At 63.2% G+C, this 21666-nt stretch carries 6 protein-coding genes; all 6 read right to left on the reverse strand.

Features of this window, described 5'->3' with window-relative positions:
- Positions 1-3: 3 nt before the first annotated feature.
- Genes KQP88_RS10385 through KQP88_RS10410 form a run of 6 tightly spaced genes read right to left on the reverse strand, consistent with a single transcriptional unit; the run spans position 4 to position 21589 of the window.
- Complete coding sequence (locus KQP88_RS10385; RefSeq protein WP_216705602.1) at positions 4-1086, reverse strand: Gfo/Idh/MocA family oxidoreductase; 1083 nt, start codon at positions 1084-1086, stop codon at positions 4-6.
- Positions 1083-10616 (reverse strand): type I polyketide synthase, encoded by a 9534-nt coding sequence (locus KQP88_RS10390; protein WP_216705603.1) that lies wholly within the window; start codon positions 10614-10616, stop codon positions 1083-1085. The genes KQP88_RS10385 and KQP88_RS10390 overlap by 4 nt, the downstream gene beginning before the upstream one ends.
- Positions 10603-11832: an MFS transporter gene (locus KQP88_RS10395; protein WP_216705604.1), complete on the reverse strand. Its 1230-nt coding sequence runs from the start codon at positions 11830-11832 to the stop codon at positions 10603-10605. The genes KQP88_RS10390 and KQP88_RS10395 overlap by 14 nt, the downstream gene beginning before the upstream one ends.
- Positions 11829-18002: a non-ribosomal peptide synthetase gene (locus KQP88_RS10400; RefSeq protein ID WP_216705605.1), complete on the reverse strand. Its 6174-nt coding sequence runs from the start codon at positions 18000-18002 to the stop codon at positions 11829-11831. Before KQP88_RS10400 ends, KQP88_RS10395 begins: the two co-directional genes overlap by 4 nt.
- Positions 18003-18062: 60 nt before the next feature.
- The gene (locus tag KQP88_RS10405) at positions 18063-19808 is read right to left on the reverse strand and encodes an ABC transporter ATP-binding protein (RefSeq protein WP_216705606.1); all 1746 of its coding nucleotides are present in this window, start codon (positions 19806-19808) and stop codon (positions 18063-18065) included.
- Positions 19805-21589, reverse strand: coding sequence for an ABC transporter ATP-binding protein (locus tag KQP88_RS10410; protein ID WP_216705607.1), 1785 nt, complete (start codon positions 21587-21589; stop codon positions 19805-19807). The genes KQP88_RS10405 and KQP88_RS10410 overlap by 4 nt, the downstream gene beginning before the upstream one ends.
- Between the last annotated feature and the right edge of the window lie 77 nt (positions 21590-21666).

The following is a 21666-nucleotide window of genomic DNA, read 5'->3' on the forward strand; positions in this document are numbered from 1 at the left end:
ACGTCAGACCTCCGCCCGCAATTGTCCGGCATCGATGATGCGCGGCGGCGCAGCCGAACGCTGCTCGGCAGGCCCGGCGCAGCGCAGGGTTTCCTGCCAGAGCCGGGCCAGCGCCAGTTGGTAGTCGCCGCTCAGGCCGGCTGCGACAGGCTCGCCCTGAATACAGGCTTTCAGGCGCTGCAACAGCCAGGCGACGCCCGCCGGTCCTTCGATTTCATGGGCACTGCGCCAGTGGCTGGCCGCCGGATGCAGCGGCAATGCTGTAGCCCGCTCCAGATAAGTTGCGGTGCTGGCATAGAGCGTTTGCCGATCATCGCCATGGCTGTCGTCATGCAGCGTGGGTGTCCAGTTGACCGGGCCATAGCTGGCGTCCAGCGACAGATAACCGCTGCTCCAGGCCAGGTTCAACTGGTGCATGACCAGGCTGTGCAGGTCCGGGTCGTCGGGGTCCATCCAGCTTTGCAGGCGCAGCAGCACACGGCTGCCGGGCAAGTTGAGCGACAGGGTGTGGAAGTCCGAATCGCGATCCAGCAGGCTGACGCTGGCCTGGGCCGCCAGCTCACAACCCACGGCTTGCAGCAACAGGTCCAGGCTCGAATAGAGCAACTGGCGACTGGTGGTCAGTTGCGCCAGTTGCGGTTTCTGGCCGTCGAGCAACTCACTGACACGTTGCGCCGCACCGGTCCAGCAACGACCGGCTTCAGTGTGCGGGTAGAAGCTGTTGACGATGTAATGCAACCCGGACTGCGCGGCCAGTTGCTGGTGACGGGCGATTTCATCCGGGTGAACCGGGTGTTCCTGAATGACATGCAGGCCACGGCGCAACAGTTTTTCCGTGAGCTGACCGCCGACACCGCCAACAATGGCCGATCGCACCACGACACAGGCAATGTCCAGATCGCCGGGCAATTGCCCGATGTCGGTGTACAGCGGGATGCCGAAGGCATTGGCCAGCGACCGTGAGCGCGGGCTGCCATTGGCCAGCAGGCCAGCCAGTTGCAGGCCCGGCTGTTCGTCCAGAAAACTATTGAGGTACAACTCGCCGAATTTGGCCCCGACTATCAGGACCTTCAAAGGTGTACTCATTGCTGATGCTCCTTGTGGGTCGCGGCCAGCCAGGCGTTGATGGCGGCAGCGGTGCGCTCGACCTGTTGCGGTTCGAGCAGCAATTGCCAGTGATCGCAGGCCATGGATTGGCGACTGGCCTGTGCAGCCCAGTCCTGCCAGTCCTGTTCGGCGGGTTGCCAGTGCTGCGGGCGTCCTTCGGCGGTCAGCCACAGGCACGGCAGGTTGAGGTGCTGAGGACGCGAATGGCGGGTGAGCAGCTTCATCAGGTGCTCGATGCGTTGCAGCCACTGTCGGGCCTGCTCCGGCTCCGGTGGGTTCTTCAGGACTCCGGCCTGTGTGGCGTTGCCCATGAACACTTCCAGTTGTCTGGACGGGGAGAGCTGTTCCAGATCATCCGGCAGTTCAACGGTCTTCGCGCCCTGGGCCATCAGGCGCAGAAGTCCCGAACGGTTCTCGAAGTGGAAGTCCTCACGGCAGACCGGATCCAGCAGGATCAGGCGCACCTGTTGACCCTCACGCTGCAACAGATGAGCTGCGGCCTCGGCCACGAAGGTCCCGTAGGACCAGCCCAGCAGCACGTACGGCCCGCTGGCCTGTTGACGGCGAATGGCGCGTACGTAATTCGCCGCCAGCTCCTGCAATGACTGAGCGCCCAGCGCATCGGCGGCCTGAAGGCCGAAGACCTGCAGATCCAGCGCCTGAGCCAGCGACAGGTAAGCCCCTATCTCGCCATCGGACGCATGGAACACAAACATCGGCAGCGTGTTGCGCCCACGGGCCAGGGCCAGCGGATTGTCGTCGGAGCGGATTTCGGTGGTCTGCAAGGTGGCGCAGAAATCGCCCAGGCGCGGGTTGTCGAACAGATTGCGCAGGCTGCTGCCGGGGTAACCCATGCGGTTGAGGCGCGCGATCATGCGGGTCGCGATCAGGCTGTCGCCGCCACTCTGGAAGAAGTCGCTCTCGGCATCCAGGGTTTGCCCGAGCAGTTCCTGCCAGAGCTGGGCGACCGCATTCAACGTTTGCGGGCTCACGACGGCGGCGGGACGGGACTCGCTGCTGTCTGCTTCGGCTCGCTGGTTTTCAGCTTCGGTCAACAGGTGTTCTACCTGCCGCAATGCCAGTGGCCAGCGTGTCTGTTGTGCGAGATCGGCCTGCATGGCTGCCAGATCCAGATGACTATTGCCTTCGGCACGGGCCAGCATGAAGTGCTGACGCATGCTGTCCTGTGCCTGTTGCGGCCAGTTCATCACCCAACTGAAACCCGACTCCTGCACGGCATTGCGCCAGCGCGGCAGGTCCAGCATGGCCTTGTCGTCCTCGCTGCGCTCGTCTTCAAAGTTGCTCAGGCCTTCGATGAACCCGATGCTTGCCAGTTGCAGGGCGCTGTCGCGCTCGGTGGCCTCCAGCAGCAACAAGTGCCCGCCACTGCGCAACAGGCTGTGCAAGCGCTTGAGTGAGCGCTTCACATGGGAAGCGTCGTGCATCACGTTGACGGCCACGACCAGGTCGTAGCCTTGTGCCGGATGCTCGCTGAAGTCCACGGGCCTGTTCAGGTCCAGAATCGAGCTGGTCAGTTGCGGCCAGGCTGCGAAGCGTTCCTGCGCCTGCTTGAGGAACAGACTGGAGACATCGGTAAAACGGTATTCGCTCAGATGGCTTTCCAGCATCGGCAGCAAATGATGGGTGGTGGCGCCGGTACCGGCACCCACTTCCAGCACCCGCAGGTCCCGACGGTTTCCGGCCAGGGCCTTGGCGGTCAGTGCCAGTGTGCTGTTCAGGCAATGGAGAACCGGGTTGTTGCTGTACAGGGCTTTCACGACCTCGTCACTGTTGCCGAACAGCAGGCTCAGCGGTGAGCGATCACCACGCAGCAGTTCCCCGTGCAACTCGATACAGGCATCCAGATAGGTGGAAAGTGTCTGGCTCCAGTCAGCAGCTGGCAGCGTCTGCACTGTGGTTGGTGTGACTTCCGGGTGCAGGGTCTGGAAGTGTTTGCCTTCTTGTCTGATCCAGCCTTGCTGGCAGAGCATGGCCAGCCATTGGCGCAGCAGCCCGCCAAATTGCGGCAGTGCTCCCAGGCGGGCCATCACCTGAGCCAGATCATGGGTCTGGCCGGCTTCAGTGAACAGCCCGTGCTTTTGCAGTGTCGCCAGGATCCCCTGACGGGCGCGACTTTCAAGGGCCTGCCAGGTCAGGTCCACTTCCTGGCGCTGAGCCTCGCTCAGGTCCGGCAACTCGTTCAGCGGCAGTGGCAGCGGGGCGAGGATGCTGTCATCGCGTGCAGCCGACTCCCGGGCGACCAGTTCGCCCAGCAGGGTGCGGCCGTCGCTGTCCACCGTGACTCTTGCCGTCTGCACGCCGGGAGCCAGGCGCAACTGCGCCTCAAGGGCTTGCGGATCGAAGCGTTCGCCGTCCAGATTGACCGACCAGTCGTGACGCGGTAGATCGGGCTGGCCATCGAAACCCTGGGGCTGGCTTGCCAGCTTCTGCAACAGCTCGCCATAGGCCTGGAACAGGTTGTCGATCAAGCTGTCGGCCAGCACGTCTTCCATGCAGTACCAGCTGAACACCAGCTCACCGTCGATCTCCATGACCTGATGGTCGAGCCAGACCTGTGGCGTCTGGGTAAAGACATGCACCGGGTCGCCCAGGGTCGAGGTCATGGCCTGATCGATGGCCTTACCGTCCAGAGACAGGCCGAGCATGCTGGTGAACACCACCGGCATGGCGGGTTGACGACTCTGGCCCTGACGGCGTCCTAGCTCGCGCATCAGTTCCACGCCGTTGACGCTGGTGTGGGCCAGACGCTGCCAGAGACGTGCCTGGGTACTTTCCATGACCTGGCGCAGGCTGTCGCCGCGTCCCAGCTGGAAGTCGATCAACAGCACCGACGTAAAGTCGCCGATCAACTGCTGAACCTGCGGATGCAGCGGACGGCGGTTGAAATAGGTCAGGTTGAGGGTGAAATCCGGCGTGCGGCTGACGCTTTCCAGGGTCTGGGCGAACAGCGCCAGCAAGGCGGCCGAGGCGGTGACGCCCGATTGCTGGCATTGCGTCTTGAAGCGGCTCCAGTGCCCGGCACCCAGAGTGGCCTGCAGGGTACGGAAACGTGGCTGACCCTGTTGCGGCACGGCGGCCATGGGCAACTGCGGTGCAGGCGGCAGGTGCTCCAGGGTGTCCTGCCAGTAACGCCAGGACTGCCGCCATTGCAGGCTGTCGCGCTGGGCCAGATCGGTCAGCACGTAGTCGCGGAAGGTCAATTGCAGAGGCGCGAGGTCCTGACCGGCATACGCGGTGGCCAGATCATCCATCATCACCTTGAAGCTCTGTACATCGAACAGCAGCAGATCGAGGTTCATGTGCAGGCGGCAGTTGCCGGCATCCAGTTCGCTGACCGTGACTTCGAACAGCGGCCAGCGGTCGGCGGGCAGTACCCGATACGACATCTCTTCGCGAATGCCCAGCAAGCGTTCCTGCTGTTGCGCTTGAGGCAGGTCGCGCAGGTCATTGCGTGGCAGTCTGTACCAGGGCGTCTGCTCCAGAATGCGTTGCCGACCGTCACTGTCCACTACCATGCGCAGCATGTCGTGGCGTGCGATCAGCGCATTCCAGGCCCGCTCGAAACGGTTCAGGTCAAAGTCGGCATAGGCCTTGTCCCACTCGAACAGCACATGGCAGGCCACGCCGCCGTATTCGATCAGGTCGGTACGGCCCAGCCAGTAGGCGTGCTGAATCGGTGTCAGCGGGAAGGGTTCAAAGCGGGCCTTCGGATCGGGCACGATTTGCAGATCGTTCGAGGCCACTTGTGCTTTTCCGGCATCGGCCAGCAAGAGGGCGCTCAGGCCGCGGATGCTCAGGTCGCGATAGGCCTGTTCGGCGTCCAGGCGGATGCCCAGCTGGCGCTGGATATCGCTGCTCAGTTCCAGAAACAGCAGAGAGTCCAGGCCCAGTTGCATCAGGTCCTGATTTTCCGCCGGTGCAGAGTCGGAACCCAGGCGCAATTGTCGGCAGATCGATGCGCTCAGCCACTGGCTCAATGCCTGACGATCGGCCTGCGCTTCGCCGGTCAGGATCGGTGCCGCAATGGCATCGGTCTGCCGCGTGTTCCTGGCCTGTGGTCGGGCCGCAGGTTGCTCGTCCTGCTGCGCGAACAGCTTGCGACGTGGATCGATGCGTGCCTGATTCACACGCATTGCCAAGTGCCATGGCGCACCGCGCATGACCGCCTGTTCCAGATGCCAGAGGCCTTCGCCGGTTTGCAGCGTGCCCATTCCGCCTTCAGCCAGCCTGGCATGCAGGTTGTCTTTGGCGGCGCGACCGATTTCACCCCAGGCGCCCCAGGCAATGCTGATGGTGCGCAGGTTCGAATCTGGGGTAGCCTCGGCCAGACCGTCCAGATAGGCACTGGCCAGTGCATGGGCACCTTGGCCCGGCGCACCGAGGCTGGCGGCGGCCGAGGAGTAGAGCAGCAGGTAGCGGCCCTGATCGGCCAGCGCGGTCTGGAGCTGGCGGGCGGCCGAACATTTGACCTGCAACAGCGGTTGCATGCGGCTGTTGTCGAGGTTGGCCAGCGGCGTATCGTCCAGCAGTCCGGCGCTATGAATGGCACCGTTCAGGCCGCCGTCCAGTTGCAGGTCTTCCAGGCACATGCCCAGTGAAGCCGGGTCGCTGACATCGCAGTCGAGCCAGCGCAGTTCGCAGTTGTGCTGTTGTTGCAGGCGGGCGAACCATTGCCCGGCATCTTCAGGGCAACGAGGGGCGAGCAGGGCGATGCGGCGGGCACCATGATGAGCCAGCCACTCGACACTCAAGCGACCCAGCCCGCCAAAGGCACCGGTCACGATATGCCAGCCATTGCCGGTAAAGCTTTGCGCGGGCAGGTTGGCGGTACTCTGGGGCTGGATGGCCAGTGTCTGGATTTGTAGCTGGCCATTGCGTATTGCGAACCATGAGGCACCGCCGTCGCGGGCAAGCCCCCTCCCACTGGGAGCAGAAACGGCGCTCAGTGCAGGCAAGAGCTGTTGCCATTCCTCACGGCCCTCCAGATCGATAGCTGCCAACGCCCGCTCCGGTTGCTCGGCACTGGCAACCTTCAACAGGCCCCAGATTGCACGTTGCTCCGGATTCACGGAGGTCGTTGCCCAGGCATTGCGGGTGACCACCAGCAAGGGTTGATCCGTGTTGCTGTTCAGGGTGTCGAGCACGTCGGTGGTGATGGTTTGCAACTCGCCGTTTTCCACGATCAGCAGGCAGGCCTTGGCGTCAGGATCGTGAGCGATGCCCACGGCGGCCAGCGCCGGTCGTGCGCTGGCCGGTTCAATGCGCAGCGACGGTATCGCGGTGTCCTGCACCTTCAGGGGTTGCCACTGCCAGGCGTAATGAGTGCCGGGCGCTGCCTTCAATGCTGCCTTCAATGCTGGCAGAGAAGCGTTGGCGGATTGCTGGTTATCGGCACTTGCCAGCAGGAGCCATTGCCCTTGCTCATTGCGCTGCTTGAGTGTCACGCGAGCGATGCCGAACGGGCTTGCACACCATTCCAGCGACAGACCGTCCAGCCGTTCCGGCAGCGCGACAGGCTGAGTGAATACTGGAACCTGACGTGTATCTCCATGCCGGGCGGCCAACTCATTGCATGCCTGCTGAAGACGCGTCTGCCAGCGCTCGGTTTGTCCGGCGCAGTCTCTCCAGTCGGGCTGATAGAGGCTTTCACCCAGTTGCCGACCCAGAACGGCGCTGCCACTGTCGTGTCCGGCACTGGCCGTGCTGGCAATGACGCTGGAGGCCTCGGTGCGGGCCAGCAAAATATGTTCGCTGATATTGGCGGTGGCGCTGCCATCGTCCGGCAGCCAGTCCAGGCGTTCGAAACCGCTTTCCCGGCATTGCTGCTGCCAGTGCTCGGTGGACAGGAACAGTTCGCCGCCACGGGCCTGTTCGTCGTGCAGCGGCAGTACCAGCGGGCCGAAGACGAAATCGAAAAGCCGCATCGGGCGGGTGATTTCACGCATCAACAGACCGCCACCGGGTTTGAGCAACGGGCGCAGGTTCTGCAGCGTCTGGCCCACATGCTGGGTGGCGTGGATCACGTTGGCGGCGACGATCAGGTCATAGTGGCCGGCCTGGAAACCTTGCTCGCTGGCGGGTTTTTGCAGGTCGAACTGGGCGTAATCGACAAAGTCGTATTCGCTGAATTTTTCTTCGGCACGGCGGCTGAACAGCGCGGAAATATCGGTGAAGCAATACCGCACATCCGCCACGTCCTTGAGTTCCGGCAACAGCCAGGCGGTGGTGCCGCCTGTACCGCCACCGACTTCCAGAATGCGCAGCGGGCCACCACCGTTCTGCCGGTTCTGGTTGATCAGCCCGGTTATCACGCCTGCGGCGATCTGGTTGAAATAGCGACCGAAGCTGAATTGCTGATACAGCACTTCCACGCCGCTCGATGCACTTTCCGGGAAGATCACTGCCACGGGTTCGACGGAGCCGTTCATCATTGCGAAAAGCTGCTCGCCAGCGCGCTCGACCGTTTCGGCGATCACGTCCAGGCCTTCGCAGCAGTCGCGCAGCTCCTTGAGCAGGGCTGCACGTTGCTCGTAAGGCACGGGAATGGCAGTGCGATAGCGGCCTTGTTCCAAGGTGTAGTAACCGTCCTCCACACAGGCATTGAGCAGGCGTACCAGCAGTTGCCGGTGACGAGGCAGCAGGCGCCCGCCACGCAGGATATCCAGCGCGGGAGCGCCGGCATCGATGCGTTCACCCATGCACTGACGAACCATCTGATCGACATAGATCGCGTGCAGCCTGGTCACGCATACATAAAGGCGTTCCAGACGCGGCATGTCCAGGCTCGCGCCTTCCTGCACGACGACCTTGCGACCGGCTTCCAGCAATGGGTCCTGTTGCTCCACCGCCAGTGCCCGGGTCGGGGTATCGCACCAGTAGCGCTGTTCATCGAAGGCATAAAGCGGTGCCTGGATGCGTTGCCCGCTGGCGGGCAACAGTTCGCGCCATGGCAGGCTGGCTCCGGCGGCGAACAGGCGCAGCAGGCTGTCCTGCAACACCGTCTGCGCAGGCTTGTGGCGTCGGGCGCTGGCGATCCAGGACACGCCCGGTTGTTGCAGGCGAGTGCCGATGCCAGTCAGCGGCGCATCGGGGCCCAGTTCGAGGCTGATGCCGACGCCGGTTTCCAGTGCCTGTTGCAGCGCCTGATGGAAACGCACCGGCTCGCGCATGTGCCGACGCCAGTAATCGCCGCTTTCCAGTTCGGCCTGAGTCAGTGGCTGGCCGGTCAGGGTCGAGATCAGCGGGGTTTTTGCGGGGTTGGCGTGTAGGCGGGCGCAGGCTTGCTGGAACTCGTTGAGGATCGGGTCGAGCAGGCGGGAGTGCGCTGCACCGGCCACGCTCAGGCGGTTATGGCGAATCTGCTGCTCTTGCAGCGTCTGGGTCAGCGCCTCGATGCCATCACGATTGCCCGAAGCCACCAGATGCTGTTCGGCGTTATGCACGGCAATTTCGACGCCATGCTGGCGAGCCAGAGGTTCCAGGGTTGCGGCGTCGCAGAAGACGGCAAGCATCGCGCCGTCGGCGGCGCTCTGGTTCATCAGGCGACCACGGGTAATGACCAGCGGCAGCACGTCTTCCAGACGATAGATCCCGGCGATCACCACGGCCGCGAACTCACCCACCGAATGACCGATCAGCAGATCCGGTGTCAGGCCTTGTTCACGCCAATGGGCAGCCATGGCCACGGCAAAGGCGACGATGGCCGGTTGCGCGTAATCCATGCGGTCGATCAGTGCCTCATGCTCGCCGAACATCACCGATTGCAGTGAAGGCTGAAGGTGCGCGGCGCAGGCTGCGAAGCTGCGGTCCAGACTTTCGGTAAAGGCCTTGGACTGGCCGTAGAGACTTTTGCCCATGCCTGCCCATTGGCTGCCCTGGCCACTGCACAGCCAGAGCTGTGCGGCCTGTCGGGCATGGCCTTCATGCAGCAATGCATCGCTGTTGCCCTGGGCAAAGGCTTCGAGTGCCGGTGCCGTTTCATCGTGCAGCGGCACGGCAAGGCGGTAAGGCAAATCCAGCTGGCGGCCATGCAGTGCGGTATGGGCCAGATTGGCCGCAGCGTCGCTGTTCTTGAGTTGCAAGGCGTAGCGGCCGGCCAGTTGCCGCAGCGATGCCTGGCTGGCAGCACTGAGCAGCAGGGCGCTGGCTTCTGGCTTCGGGCGGGTGTTGCGCAAGTGTTCGGGTATGGCTTCGACGACCACATGGCAGTTGGTGCCGCCGATCCCGAAGGAGGACACACCGGCTCGACGTGGTCCGGCTGGCCACTCACGAGCCTGGGTCGGGACCCGGAACGGGCTGTTTTCCAGTTGCAGTGCAGGGTTGGCCTGTTCGAAGTTGATGCTGGGCGGAATGCGCCCATGGCTGACGGCAAGTACGGTCTTGATCAGGCTGGCGATACCGGCTGCCGTGTCCAGATGGCCGAGGTTGCCCTTGACCGAACCCAGGGCACAGCCACCGATATCGCTGCGCTGGGCGAATACGTCGCGCAGCGCCTGCACTTCGATGGGGTCGCCCAGTGGCGTGCCGGTGCCGTGGGCCTCGATCATGCCGATGCTGGAGCATTCGATATCGGCCAGCAGCAGCGCATCGCTGATGACTTCACGCTGACCGACCACCGATGGCGCGGTGTAGCCGACCTTGTGATGACCGTCGTTATTGATCGCACTGCCGCGCAGCACCGCAAGAATCGGATCGCCGTCGCGCAGGGCATCTTCCAGGCGGCGCAGGGTCACTGCACCGACGCCGTTGCCGGCAAAGGTGCCCTGGGCGCTGGCGTCGAAAGGGCGACAGCGACCATCCGGCGAGAAAATCATGCCCGGCTGATAGAGGTAACCGGCCTGTTGCGGAAACGACACCGCAACACCACCGGCAACGGCCATGGAACATTCGCCGCTGCGCAGGCTTTCACACGCCATGTGCACGGCGACCAGGGAGCTGGAGCAGGCTGTCTGCACCGTCATGGCCGGACCGCGCAGGTTGAGTTTGTAGGCGGCGCGGCTGGCCAGGTAATCCTTGTCATTGCCCATCAGGGCTTGCAGCCCCTTGACCTGCGCCACTTCGGTCACGCGGATGTTTTCGCGGCCCGGATAGGTGCTCATGCGCCCGGAAGCGAACACCCCGGTTTTGTGAGGTACGTCGCGAGGTGCAAAACCGGCATGTTCCAGAGCGTGCCAGACGGTCTGCAGAAACAGGCGCTGCTGAGGATCGATGGACTCGGCTTCCTGACGCGAGTAGCCGAACAGCGCAGCATCGAACCGGTCAGGGTGGTCGATGGTGGAGGCCACATTGACGAAGTCAGGGTTGTCGATCAGCGCCGGGTCCAACCCGGCGGCCAGCAGTTCTTCGCGGCTGAAACGACGGCTGCATTCGCGACCGTCCAGCAGGTTTTGCCAGTACTCGGTACTGTCACTGGCTCCAGGGAAACGGCAAGCCAGACCAATGACTGCAATGGGTTCACTGGTGCCGTAGAACTCTTCAACGGTGTGCATGAATGACCTCTTGGGCAGGAGTGGCAGAAGTAGAAGAAGTGGATGAGGTGCGTTCAAGGCGGTGGCGCAGTCGCAGCGCGGGCCACAGACACAGGCAGGCAATGGCCGACAGAATGGTCAGCAGCGCTGGATAGCCCAGGTAGTGGGCGACTTGCAGGGCGGCCATTGAGCCGAGCATGGCGATGGCCGCATCCACCGATTGCAGCAGGGCATAGTCGGAGGCCGGTTGATGGGCACGCACAACGCCCATCAGCAGGTTGTAGAGCGTGACGAAGCTGATGGCCGCTGCGACATTGACCAGCGCGAACAGCGCCAGCCAGGCCGTGAGGTTGTAGAGCGTGGCACCCAGAGCGGCTGCAACGGCAATCGCGGCGTGGATGCCCATGGCAGGCAACAGGCAGTGCCAGGCACCGAAACGCCTGGCCATCCAGCCTCCGAGGAATACGCCAATCGCGCTGGCAACGGTGCCGTACAGTGCTGTTACAAAGCCCAGATCCCCGAGGTTCAAACCCTGATCCAGCAGCAGAACGGTTTGCACGGCCATCAGTCCGCGCATGGCCAGGTAGTAGATCGCAGTCAGGCACAGGGCAGGCCACAGGGCGGTGAAGCTGCTGAGGTCCAGCCTCGGGCGCCGTGTCGGCTCGGTCCCGGCCTTGCTGGCAGGCAGCAGGCCCACCGGCAGCAACAGCAGCAATGACACGGCTGCCATCCCGATGAAACCCGCACGCCAGCCCCAGCCCTCGGCCAGATACAGAAACACGAAAGAGCCGAACACCACGCCCAGATAACTGCCGCCCACTTGCGCGGTATTGGCAAACGGGCGGCTGGCAGCATCACAGGTGGTAATGGTGATGCCGTCTGCATAGATGTCGTGACTGGCCGACAGCAACGCCAACAGCATCAGGCCTGCCATGATCGGGTAGATCGAGTGTTCCGGTGCCAGAAAACCGAGCACCAGCAGGGTCACCGCCATGCACAGTTGCAGGATCACCAGGCTGCCCAGATAGCGATTGCCACGCAGCGCAATGCTGTGGCGTTCACACCAGGGTGCCCAGAGAAACTTGCCGACCCAGGGCAGGAACGTCAGCGACAGCAGACTGAGGCTGGCAAGGTCCAGCCCCTGATGACGGAAGTAGCCGACCACCCCTTGCAGCATCAAGGCAGTGAGCATGCCTTGATGCAGGTAGTAGCACCAATAAGGCAGATAGCGGGTCATGAAACACTCCCGATGCGGCGCAGACGCCTGGCATTGCGCTGGGTCAGTTGCGAGCGGCGGGCCTGTTCCAGATCCTCGATGACCGGTGCGCTCTGGCTCAGGTGCAGGGCCAGCGCGTGGGCATTGGGGTAGCCGAACAGGTCCGTGACCTGCAATTGCGGATAACCCTGCCGGGACAGACGGACATGCAGTTGCACCAGCTTCAGAGAACTTGCGCCAGCATCGAAGAAGTTCTGCCGGGCATCGTGCAGTTTCAGCCCGGTGACTTCGCTGAAGCTCTGGCGGATCTGCTCGACGATCCGTTCATCCACCTGGCCGCCGGTGTCCACCGGTTGCTGCACAGGCAGTGCCCGGGGCAGGGCGCTGACCGAATCGCTTGCCTGTTGGCGGATGACCAGTTGCTCCAGAGGCAAGGCCCAGGCCTGTGGCTGTTCGGCCAGTTGACGCAACAGACCAACGTACTGCGCGAACATGGCGTTCAGCATGGCGGGCTCGAACAGCGCCTCGACCGCGTCCCAGTTCAGGCACAGATCGCCTTCCGACTCGTAGACCTGATGGTCCAGCCAGATCTGCGGCGTCTGGGAAATGCCCCAGACCGGCTTGAGCCAGGACGATTCGGCCATGAAGCGGCCTTTGTCGAAGCCCAGCGCACTGGTGAACACTACCGGCATCTGCGCGGCGGCCATGCCGTTGCGTCTGGCCAGTTCACGCATCACCCGGATCGCCGAATGATCGCGCTGGGCCAGGTCGCGCCAGAGTCGTTGTTGCAGGCGCTGCGCACTGCCAAGCCATTGGCCGGTGGGTTGCCAGGCCAGTAGCAGCAGGGAAGTGAAGTCGCCCAGTACCCGGTCGATGTGCGGGTGCAATGGCTGACGGTCGAAGAGCGTCAGGTTCAGGGTCAGCTCGCGCTCGCTGCTCCAGGCCGACAGCACGGCGGCAAAGGCACTGAGCAGCAGGCCCGAAGGGGTCAGCTGATGCTGGTGCGCCTGAGTTTTCAGGCATTCCCAGGTGGCTGCCGGAATCCGTTCGGCCAGACGCACGAAACGCGGTGTACCGACTTCGCTCGGGTCACGGCGCAACGGCAGGCGTGGCGCTGGTGGCAGGCTGTCCAGGCGACGCTGCCAGTAAGCCTGAGCATTGACGGCCTCGGGTTGTGTGGCACGCAGGCACTGGTAATCCCGGAAACCGATCTCGATGGGCTCCAGTTCACGGTCGGGTTGCTGATACAGCACTTCCAGCTCGGCCAGCAGAATCTGCATGCTCATACCGTCCAGCAGCAGGTTGTCCAGACTGATGAAAATGCTGCTGTGGGTGCCGCCATCTTCGGCAATCTGTACATCGAACAGCGGCCACTGTTCCGGGTCGAGCACCTGATGGGACAGACGATCACGCAATGCCAGGGTTTCGGGAGCCTGCAACGAGCTGACGCGGTGACGCCGCGGCACAAAGGCCGGAACCTGCTCCAGGACTTGCAGGCGACCGTCGCGCACCACCGCGCGCAGGATGTCGTGGCGGGTAATCAGCTGTTGCCAGATTGCCTCGAAACGCGGGATATCCAGATGCTCGACACTGAACTCCACAAAGAAATGTGCGCCCACGCCACCCAGCACGAAGCCGGGCTGCCGGCCTACCAGATAGGCTTCCTGCACATCGCTCAACGCAAAAGGTCGATAGCGGCCTTCGGGATCATGTTGCAGCTGTGTCGCGGGTGCGCCTTGGTCGGCCACCAGTGTGGCGGCGAAGGCTTGCAGGCCGGGGAAGTTGAACAGGTCATCGAGTCGGGCACGATAGCCATGCTTGCCCAGTTCGCCGATCAGTCGGGTGGCCAGCAGTGAATCGCCGCCAAGCTGAAAGAACTGGCTCTGGCAATGCACCGGGCCGGTCTGCAACAGCTCTTCCCAGAGACGGGCCAGCAATCGTTCTCTGTCGGTGCCGGGTGCCTGGGTGTCATCGAGGGTTTCGACGGCTGGCTTGCACAGTTGGGCCAGCGCCTTGTGGTCGATCTTGCCATTGGCGGTCAGGGGCAGGGCATCGAGAAAGTACAGGCGCTGGGGGACCATATAACCGGGCAGTTCGCTGGCCAGGGCTTTGGCCAGTCGTGCAGCGTCGGGTTTTTGCAGCGTGTCGCTGGCGCGCAGCACCAGCCGTTGCATGTCGCCCAGATGATCGGCATGACCGTTGCTCAGTCCGGCCTGAGCCAGCAGGGTTTGCCAGTGGTCCGTATCGCGCAGTTGTTGCGCGGCGCTCTGACCTTCACTGAGCAGGTCGGCACTGACCAGCGCCAGCGGGGATGCCTGGGCCAGCTCCAGCACACAGACGGCGGCGCCCGGTGCACAGAGTTTCAGCCAGCGCTGGAGCGCCAGTTCCGGCTGCTCGATGCGATGCAGCTGGTTGTTGATCAGCAGCACATCGGCGCTGTGGCGCAGGGTCTGGAGTTCGGCATCGGTGTCGCGACAGACTTTGCCATGGGCAAAGCGGGCCAGACGTTCCCGGGCTTTGAGGACCAGCGCCTGTGACGCCTCGACAGCCGTGTAGTGGACCAGGTCGGCGCTCAGTCGCTCCAGCAGATGAACGGCACCCACCGCGCTGCGGGCACCGGCTTCGATCAGGCGCACCGGGCGTTGCAGGCTCTGGCTCAAGCTGGCAATGGACGTCGCCAGATGTTCGAGGGCTGCGTGGCTGCCAGCGCTTTGCATCAACAGGTGTTCGGGCGACCAGTACGGATGATCGAGCAGGGTCCGGGCATTCCGCTGGCCGCGCAGGATATCGCCGAGTGCGTCGTGGTGAGCGTTCAGTGCTTCCTTGAGTGTGTAAGTCGAATCGTTGTCGGCGCTGCCGAGCGATCCGGCAGCCTCTGCGCGCTGCCATAGCCCATCGGCGTTGCAGCGCAAGTGGCCCTGGGCACTCAGCCAGTCCAGCCAGCGACCCATCAGCCCGTGCCATTGTTCCTGAGCACCATAGGCTTGCAGCGCAGCGTCAAGGCTGACCGGTGTGCTGAAATCCAGACCGTTGAGTGCCAGATGCTGGATCAGGAAGTCAGCCAGTAGAGCGTCTGGCGATGCCGACATGTCAGTGGCCCAGGAAGACGCCAGCCAGTGCGCATAGTCAGCCGGTGTGCGCGGGTCGGCTTCTACCGGGCTGCACAGGCTTGTGCCCTGAGGCACGACAAAGGCCACCAGGCTTTTTTCCCGCTCGCCCAAGGCCATGCTGATGGCGCTCTTGACGCCATCCAGCCGATTGAACGCGGCGTCGATCTCGCCCAGTTCGATGCGATAGCCGCCGACCTTGACCTGCTTGTCGCGACGGCCGAGAAATTCCAGGGTGCCATCGGGCCAGTAGCAGCCCATGTCGCCGGTGCGATACCAGGGCTCGCCGTTCACTTCGACAAACTGCCGGGCGCTGCGCTCGAGGTCGTTGAAGTAGCCCTGGGCGACGCCGATCCCGCCGATCCACAGTTCGCCTGCAACCCAGTCCGGGCAGTCGCGACCCAGTTCATCCACCACGCGATAGCTCTGGTTGGCCAGCGGCGTGCCGTAGGGAATCGAACGCCAGTGGGGCTCGACACGGGCCACGGTACAGGTGTTGGACCAGATCGCCGCTTCCGTCGCACCGCCCATGGCCACGAACTGGCCGTCGGCACGGTACTGGTGATAACGATCCGGCAGATCCAGGCCGATCCAGTCGCCGGACAGCATGACCACCCGCAGATGCGCCGGGCTGTTCAGCTCGAAACCTTCGCTGTAGGTCAGCAGCATGTCGAACAGTGCCGGCACGCTGTTCCAGAGCGTGATGCCATGCTTCACGATCAGGTCGCACCACAGCGCCGGGTCGCGACGTTGCTGCTCGTTGACCAGCACGATGGAGGCGCCTGAACCGAGTACCCCGAAGATGTCATAGACCGACAGGTCGAAATGCAGCGCCGAGAGGGCCAGTACCCGGTCGTTTGTGCCGACCTCATGACGCTGGCTGATATCCACGCAGGTGTTCAGGGCGCTGCGATGGCTGATGACCACGCCTTTGGGTTCGCCGGTGGAGCCCGAGGTGTAGATGATGTAGGCCGGTTGTTGCTCATCGACCGGCACTTGCTCCAGCAGCGGTTCGCCAAGGATTGCCTGTTGCCAGTCGAGACGATTGTCGATCTCGGTTTCCCGGGCTTCTTCGGCGCTGGTCAGCACGCATTTTACCCCGGCACCTTTATAGATCCCCAGGCGTCGCGCCAGTGGTTGATCGGGCGGGACGGGCACGTAAATGGCGCCGGCCTTGAGGATGCCCAGCACGGCGATGATCTGGCCGATGTCCTTGAACATGCTCACCGCGACCGTATCGCCTGCCTTGACGCCTCTGGCCTGCAGGCTGCCCGCCAGGCGGCTGGCCTGGTCGATCATCTGCGCGAAGCTCAATTGGCGTTCGCCCTGAATCAGCGCGATGGCGTCAGGTGTGGCTTGAGCCTGAGCGAAAACCGCGTCGTGCAGCAGACCTTCGGGCACCGGTTGCGCCGTGTCGTTCACCTGCTCGCGAACTTCTCGTTGCGTGGCGGGCATCAGCTCCGGCAGCGGACGTGACCAGCCAGCCGGGTCTGCAATCAGGGCCAGGACCTGTTCGAAATAGACCTCGAACAGCGTGTCGGTCAGTCCTTCGGGGAACAGGTCGTTGTTGCTGTCCCATTGCAGCATGATCTGGCCACGGTGCTCGAACGCCAGGTGGTCGATCCACACTTGCGGGGTCTGGGAAATGCCCCAGCCCAATTCACCGATGGAGGTTTCTTCGGCTTCGCCATACAGCGGACGTCCCAGGTTGCTGGTAAACACCAACGGCGCGCCGTGGGGATGGCGCTGATGCTTCTTGAGTTCGCGCAGCACCTCGACGCCGGACCATGCGCTGTGCTCATGGACTTCGGCAAAGGTCCGCTGGTTGGCCAGTGCCAGTTCGGCAAAGGTCTGGCCGTGACAGGCCACAGGCAGCGGCAGGATATTGGTGAAGTCGGCAATCATGCCGGATACCGCCGGATGCAGCGGCTGGCGGTCGAACAGGGTCAGGTTCAGCAGCAGTTTCTGTTGGCCGCTCCAGCGACCCAATACCGCGCTGAACAGCGTGGCCAGGGCCATGGTCGGGGTGACGCCGTGGTGGCCTGCATGTTCTTTGAATATTTGCCATTGCCCGGCGTCCAGTTGCCCGCGACGGCGACTGATACGGACCTGCTCGATACGCTCGGGCTCCTGGGCCAATGGCAGGATCGGCGCCAGCGGCAAGTCATCCAGACGCGCCATCCACCAGGCTTTGGCCTGTTCGATTCGGGTCTGATCGTTGCGCCCGACTTGTGCCAGATAACTGCAGAAGTCGTAGTCGGTGGAAGAGGGCGGCAGCGGCTGCTCGCCGATCAGGGCAATCAGTTCCTCGAACAACTGGTTGAAACTGGCGGCATCGCAGACCAGCAGGTCGATATTGACTAACAACCGGTGCTTGCCTTCGGGCAGCAGGCACAGCTGGAAGTCGAAGGTTTCGCCAGTCTCGACCTGCAGACGGCGATGGCCCAGTTGTTCACGCAATTGCAGCAGGCTTTGCTGGCGCGAAGCTTCGTCGTGCTGACGCAGGTCGTGAACCTTCAGGCCCGGCCACGAAGAGTGCGGCTGCCATTGCTGAAGACCATTGGCCAGAAAGCGGGTCTTGAGCATCGGATGGCGTTCGATCAGTTGATAGATCGCAGGCTCCAGCACCTGTGCGGTCAGCCCGTGACCATCGAACTCCTGATACAGATGGCAACCCACGCCGCCCAGTGGCTGCTCGCTGGAGCGACCGACCAGATAGGCGTGCTGCACGGCGGTCAGCGGGAATGGCTGGCCATCGCTCATGCGCGGCAGGGGTTCGGCTGTCTGGGGTGTTGTCGTCGCAGCCCTGGCGCGGGCATTGGCCAGCAGGTTTTGCCAGCCTTGCAGCGTCGGCTGGTCGTAAAGCTCGCTCAGGGTCACCTTGAAGCCCAGGCGCCGAAAGCGATTGAGCCAGGCCATCAGGTGCATCGAGTCAAGGCCCAGCCGCAGAAGGTTTGCATCGCCTGGCAGCTGTTCTACAGGCAGGCGAAGTTGCTTGGCGATGTCCTCGACCAGTGCTGCCGGGTCGAAGTCTTCAAGCGTTGTGCCGCGCGTAGTCGAGGCTTTTCTGGTCGATGTGTACATGGTAAGACTCCATCCAGACAAGTACTCGTGCCGCGCAGGGTTTGCGCGGCGCGTAAGGGTTCAGGTGTTCAGGTTCCAGTGCCGTGCCCGGCTCTGCTGATGCCATAAATGTGCGTAGAGACCGTTGAGCTCCAGAAGCTCGTCATGGCGGCCTCGTTCGGCGATGCGCCCGCGATCCATGACCAGAATCTGGTCGGCGTGCTGGATGTTGTGCAGGCGGTGAGCGATGACCAGCACCGTGCGGTCACGGACCAGCGCATCGAGCCCGCGCTGGATAGCGGCTTCCGAGGACGGATCGACGCTGGAAGTGGCTTCATCGAGCAGCAGGATCGGGCTGTTCTTGAGCAGGGCGCGGGCGATCGACAGGCGTTGGCGTTCGCCACCGGACAGCCAGCCGCCACCTTCCCCGATCCGCGTGGCATAGCCGTCGGGCAGGGCTTCGATGAAATCGTGGGCCTGGGCAAGACGTGCGGCATGGATGACTTCCTGCTCGCTTGCGTCGGGCTTGCCCACCAGCAGGTTGTCGAGCACGGTGCCGGAGAACAGCGTGACGTCCTGGAAGACCATGGAAATGTGTTCCTGCAGGTACTGGCTGCCGATGTCACGGGCTTCGATGCCGCCAATACGCAGGTGACCACTGTCGATGTCCCAGAGCCGGGCGACCAGATGCGCCAGTGTGCTTTTGCCGGCTCCGCTGGGGCCGACCAGCGCGGTCAGGGTGCCAGCAGGTAGATGGCAGGAGAGGCCGTCGATAACCGTTGCTTCGCGCTCGGCATAGCTGAAATGCACATTGTCGAGTTCGATATCGAAGTAGCCGGGTTTGCGTGGTGCCGATGGCTCCGGCATGGGAGCCTGTTCCAGCAACTGCTCGGTGCGGGTCAGGGCCAGATGACCGAAGCGCAGCAGCAGCGTGGAGAAACCCAGGTCGATGGCCTGGCGGTAGAGCGGCAGAGACAGCACGGTAAAGATCAGCAGGTTCTCGATACTCAACTGCCCGTTGAGCAGCAGGTTGCAGCCCAGCAACACCATCAGGATGTAACCGGCTTCGATCACCAGCCCGAACAGCCCGACCCAGGGTGCCGGTTTGAGTTCGATGCTGACCATCGCCTGATGTTGAGCATCCATGACCTTGTTCAAACGCTGCAGGGCGCTGCCGAAACGACCGAAGCTGCGAATCACCGCAATGCCCTGGATATATTCCTGTAACGCCGCCTGGGTGCGGTTGTGGGTGCTGAGCATGCGGCCGGCATGGACCAGGGTCTTGCGTATCGCTACATAGATTGCAAGACAGGCCAGTGGCAGCATGGCCAGCACGGCGCAGGCCAGCACGGGTTCCAGCCAGAACAGGAAGATCAGGAGAAAGGCCAGCTTCGCCAGCGAAAGGGCAAAGACGCCGAGAAAGTGCGACCAGAGATGCTCCACCAGGGCCAGGTCACCGGTGACACGGGCGCTGATTTCGCCGCTGTGGGTCTTGCCGAACCAGCCCAGAGGCAGCTTTTGCAGATGGTCCACGAGGCGAATGCGGGCGTTGGCCATCATGGCGTAGGCCCCGGTGAAAATCAGCGGCGTGCCGATTGCGCCTGTAACGATTCGGGCAATCAGGCAGGCGAGCATCGCCAGTGCCAGCCCGGTCACGCTCAAGGTGCTGGCCGTGCCCTTGAGCAGGCTGTCGAGCAGCCAGTACAGCAAGGGATAAGGCGCGGCGCTCAGCAGGCCTTCCAGCACGGCCAGGCGCAGGCCTTGATTCAGGTGAGGGTCGCGCTGGCCGGCCAGGCGTTCACCGGCGCGCATCAGATGGGCGATCATGCCGATACTCCTGTACTGCTCAGTTGCCATTGGCGAATACGTGTGTGGTCCTGCCAGAGCTGTTGATACAGCGGGCAGTCTGCAAGCAGCTCTTCATGACGACCGATCCCGCGCACCTGACCCTGGTCCAGCACGACGATGCGCTGGGCGGCGGTCACGGTATGCAGGCGGTGGGCGATCATCAGAACCGTGCGGCTCCGGCACAGATTGGCCAGCGCTTCCTGGATCAGCGCTTCGTTTTCGCTGTCGGCATAGGCGGTTGCTTCATCCAGAATCAGCACCGGTGCGTTCTTGAGCAGGGCACGGGCAATGGACAGGCGCTGGCGTTCGCCACCGGACAGTTGCGCGCCGCCTTCCCCGATCCGGGTCTGATAACCCTGGGGCAGACGCTGAATGAAATCGTGAGCGCAGGCGGCGCGGGTTGCGGCTTCGACGCTGGCCTGATCGGCATCGGGCCTGGCCAGCAGCAGGTTGTCGAGCACAGTGCCGTCGAACAGATGAACCTGCTGGAAAACCGAGGCGACCCGTTCCAGCAAGGGCTCCAGTGGCCAGTCACGCACATCCGTGCCGCCCAGGGTGATACTGCCGCTGTCGGCATCGAACAGGCGGCAAACCAGTTGCGCTATGGTGCTCTTGCCGGAGCCGCTGGGGCCGACCAGCGCTGTCAGCTGGCCTGCCTGGGCGCTGAAGCTGACCTGATCCAGCGCTTTTCTTTCGCCATAGGCGTGACAGACGTTTTCCAGGCGCAGGTCCAGCGGCGCATCGGGGATGCGGGCATCCGGGTTCTCGCTCATCGCCGGGCTGAGTAACACCTCGTTGATACGGGCCAGCGCCGCATTGCGCTGCACCTGATCGCCGAGCATGTAGGTCAGGCGCAGCAGGGGCATCAAGACCGCCGGCGCCAGAAGCAGAAACAGCAGCAGGGTTTCCAGGGTGATCTTGCCTGCCAGCAGCAACCCGGCGCCCAGCGGCGCAACGATGATCAGATTGGCGCTGAGCAGGCCCGAGAACACCACCCAGAACAGTGAGCTCTTGCGGGCAAAGCCGGCGACCCATTCAGCGGCACCGCGAATGTCCTTGCTCAGCGTGCCGAAGCGCAGGCTGGTCAGGCCGAAGCTTTTCACGACCTGGATACCTTGCAGGTACTCGCTGAAGCTCTGGGAAATCTGCTGTTGCAGGCTTTGCCATTTGGCCATGCGTTCGGCCGAGCCCTTGACCATCAGCATCTGCGCCAGAAAAGCCAGGGGCAGCGGGGCAATACAGGCCAGCGCCAGTCGCCAGTCGATGCAGAACAGCACGATCAGGGTCAGCGGCGGCATGACTGCGGCGGCTATGGAGTCGGGGAGCGAGTGAGCAAAAAAACCTTCCAGAGAGCCGACGTCGTCGTTGATCGTGCGACGCAGGTCCGTGCTGCTGTGGCGGTTGAAAAAGCTCAGGGGGACTTCGCCCAGATGACGGGCAATGCGGCTGCGCAACTGGCGCAACAGCTCGAAGGCTGCCAGGTGGGCTGTCACATGGCTGACGGTCATGATCAGCCAGCGCAATATCACGGCTCCAAGTGCTGCCAACCCCCAGTTCAGGGCTGTCAGGGCATCGGGTTCGGTACTCAGCAGTGTCTGCGCGATCTTGTAGATGCACCACAGCGGCACCAGGCTGAGCAGGGTCGAGACCACGGCGCAACCGATGGCGATGGCAAACATGGCAGGTGCCAGTTTCAGTAGCCCGGTATGGCTCAGGGGCTCGGCTGTGGTGGTGCCGACAGCATCATGTTGTGGGTTCATTCAGAACTCCTATGGTTTTCCGTGCCTTTCAGGAGGGTGCACGGGGCCGGGCTGACGGCTGAAAGGCCGTGGCCGTG

Origin of the sequence: Pseudomonas lijiangensis (assembly GCF_018968705.1) — a bacterium.
Classification (GTDB): Bacteria; Pseudomonadota; Gammaproteobacteria; order Pseudomonadales; family Pseudomonadaceae; genus Aquipseudomonas; species Aquipseudomonas lijiangensis.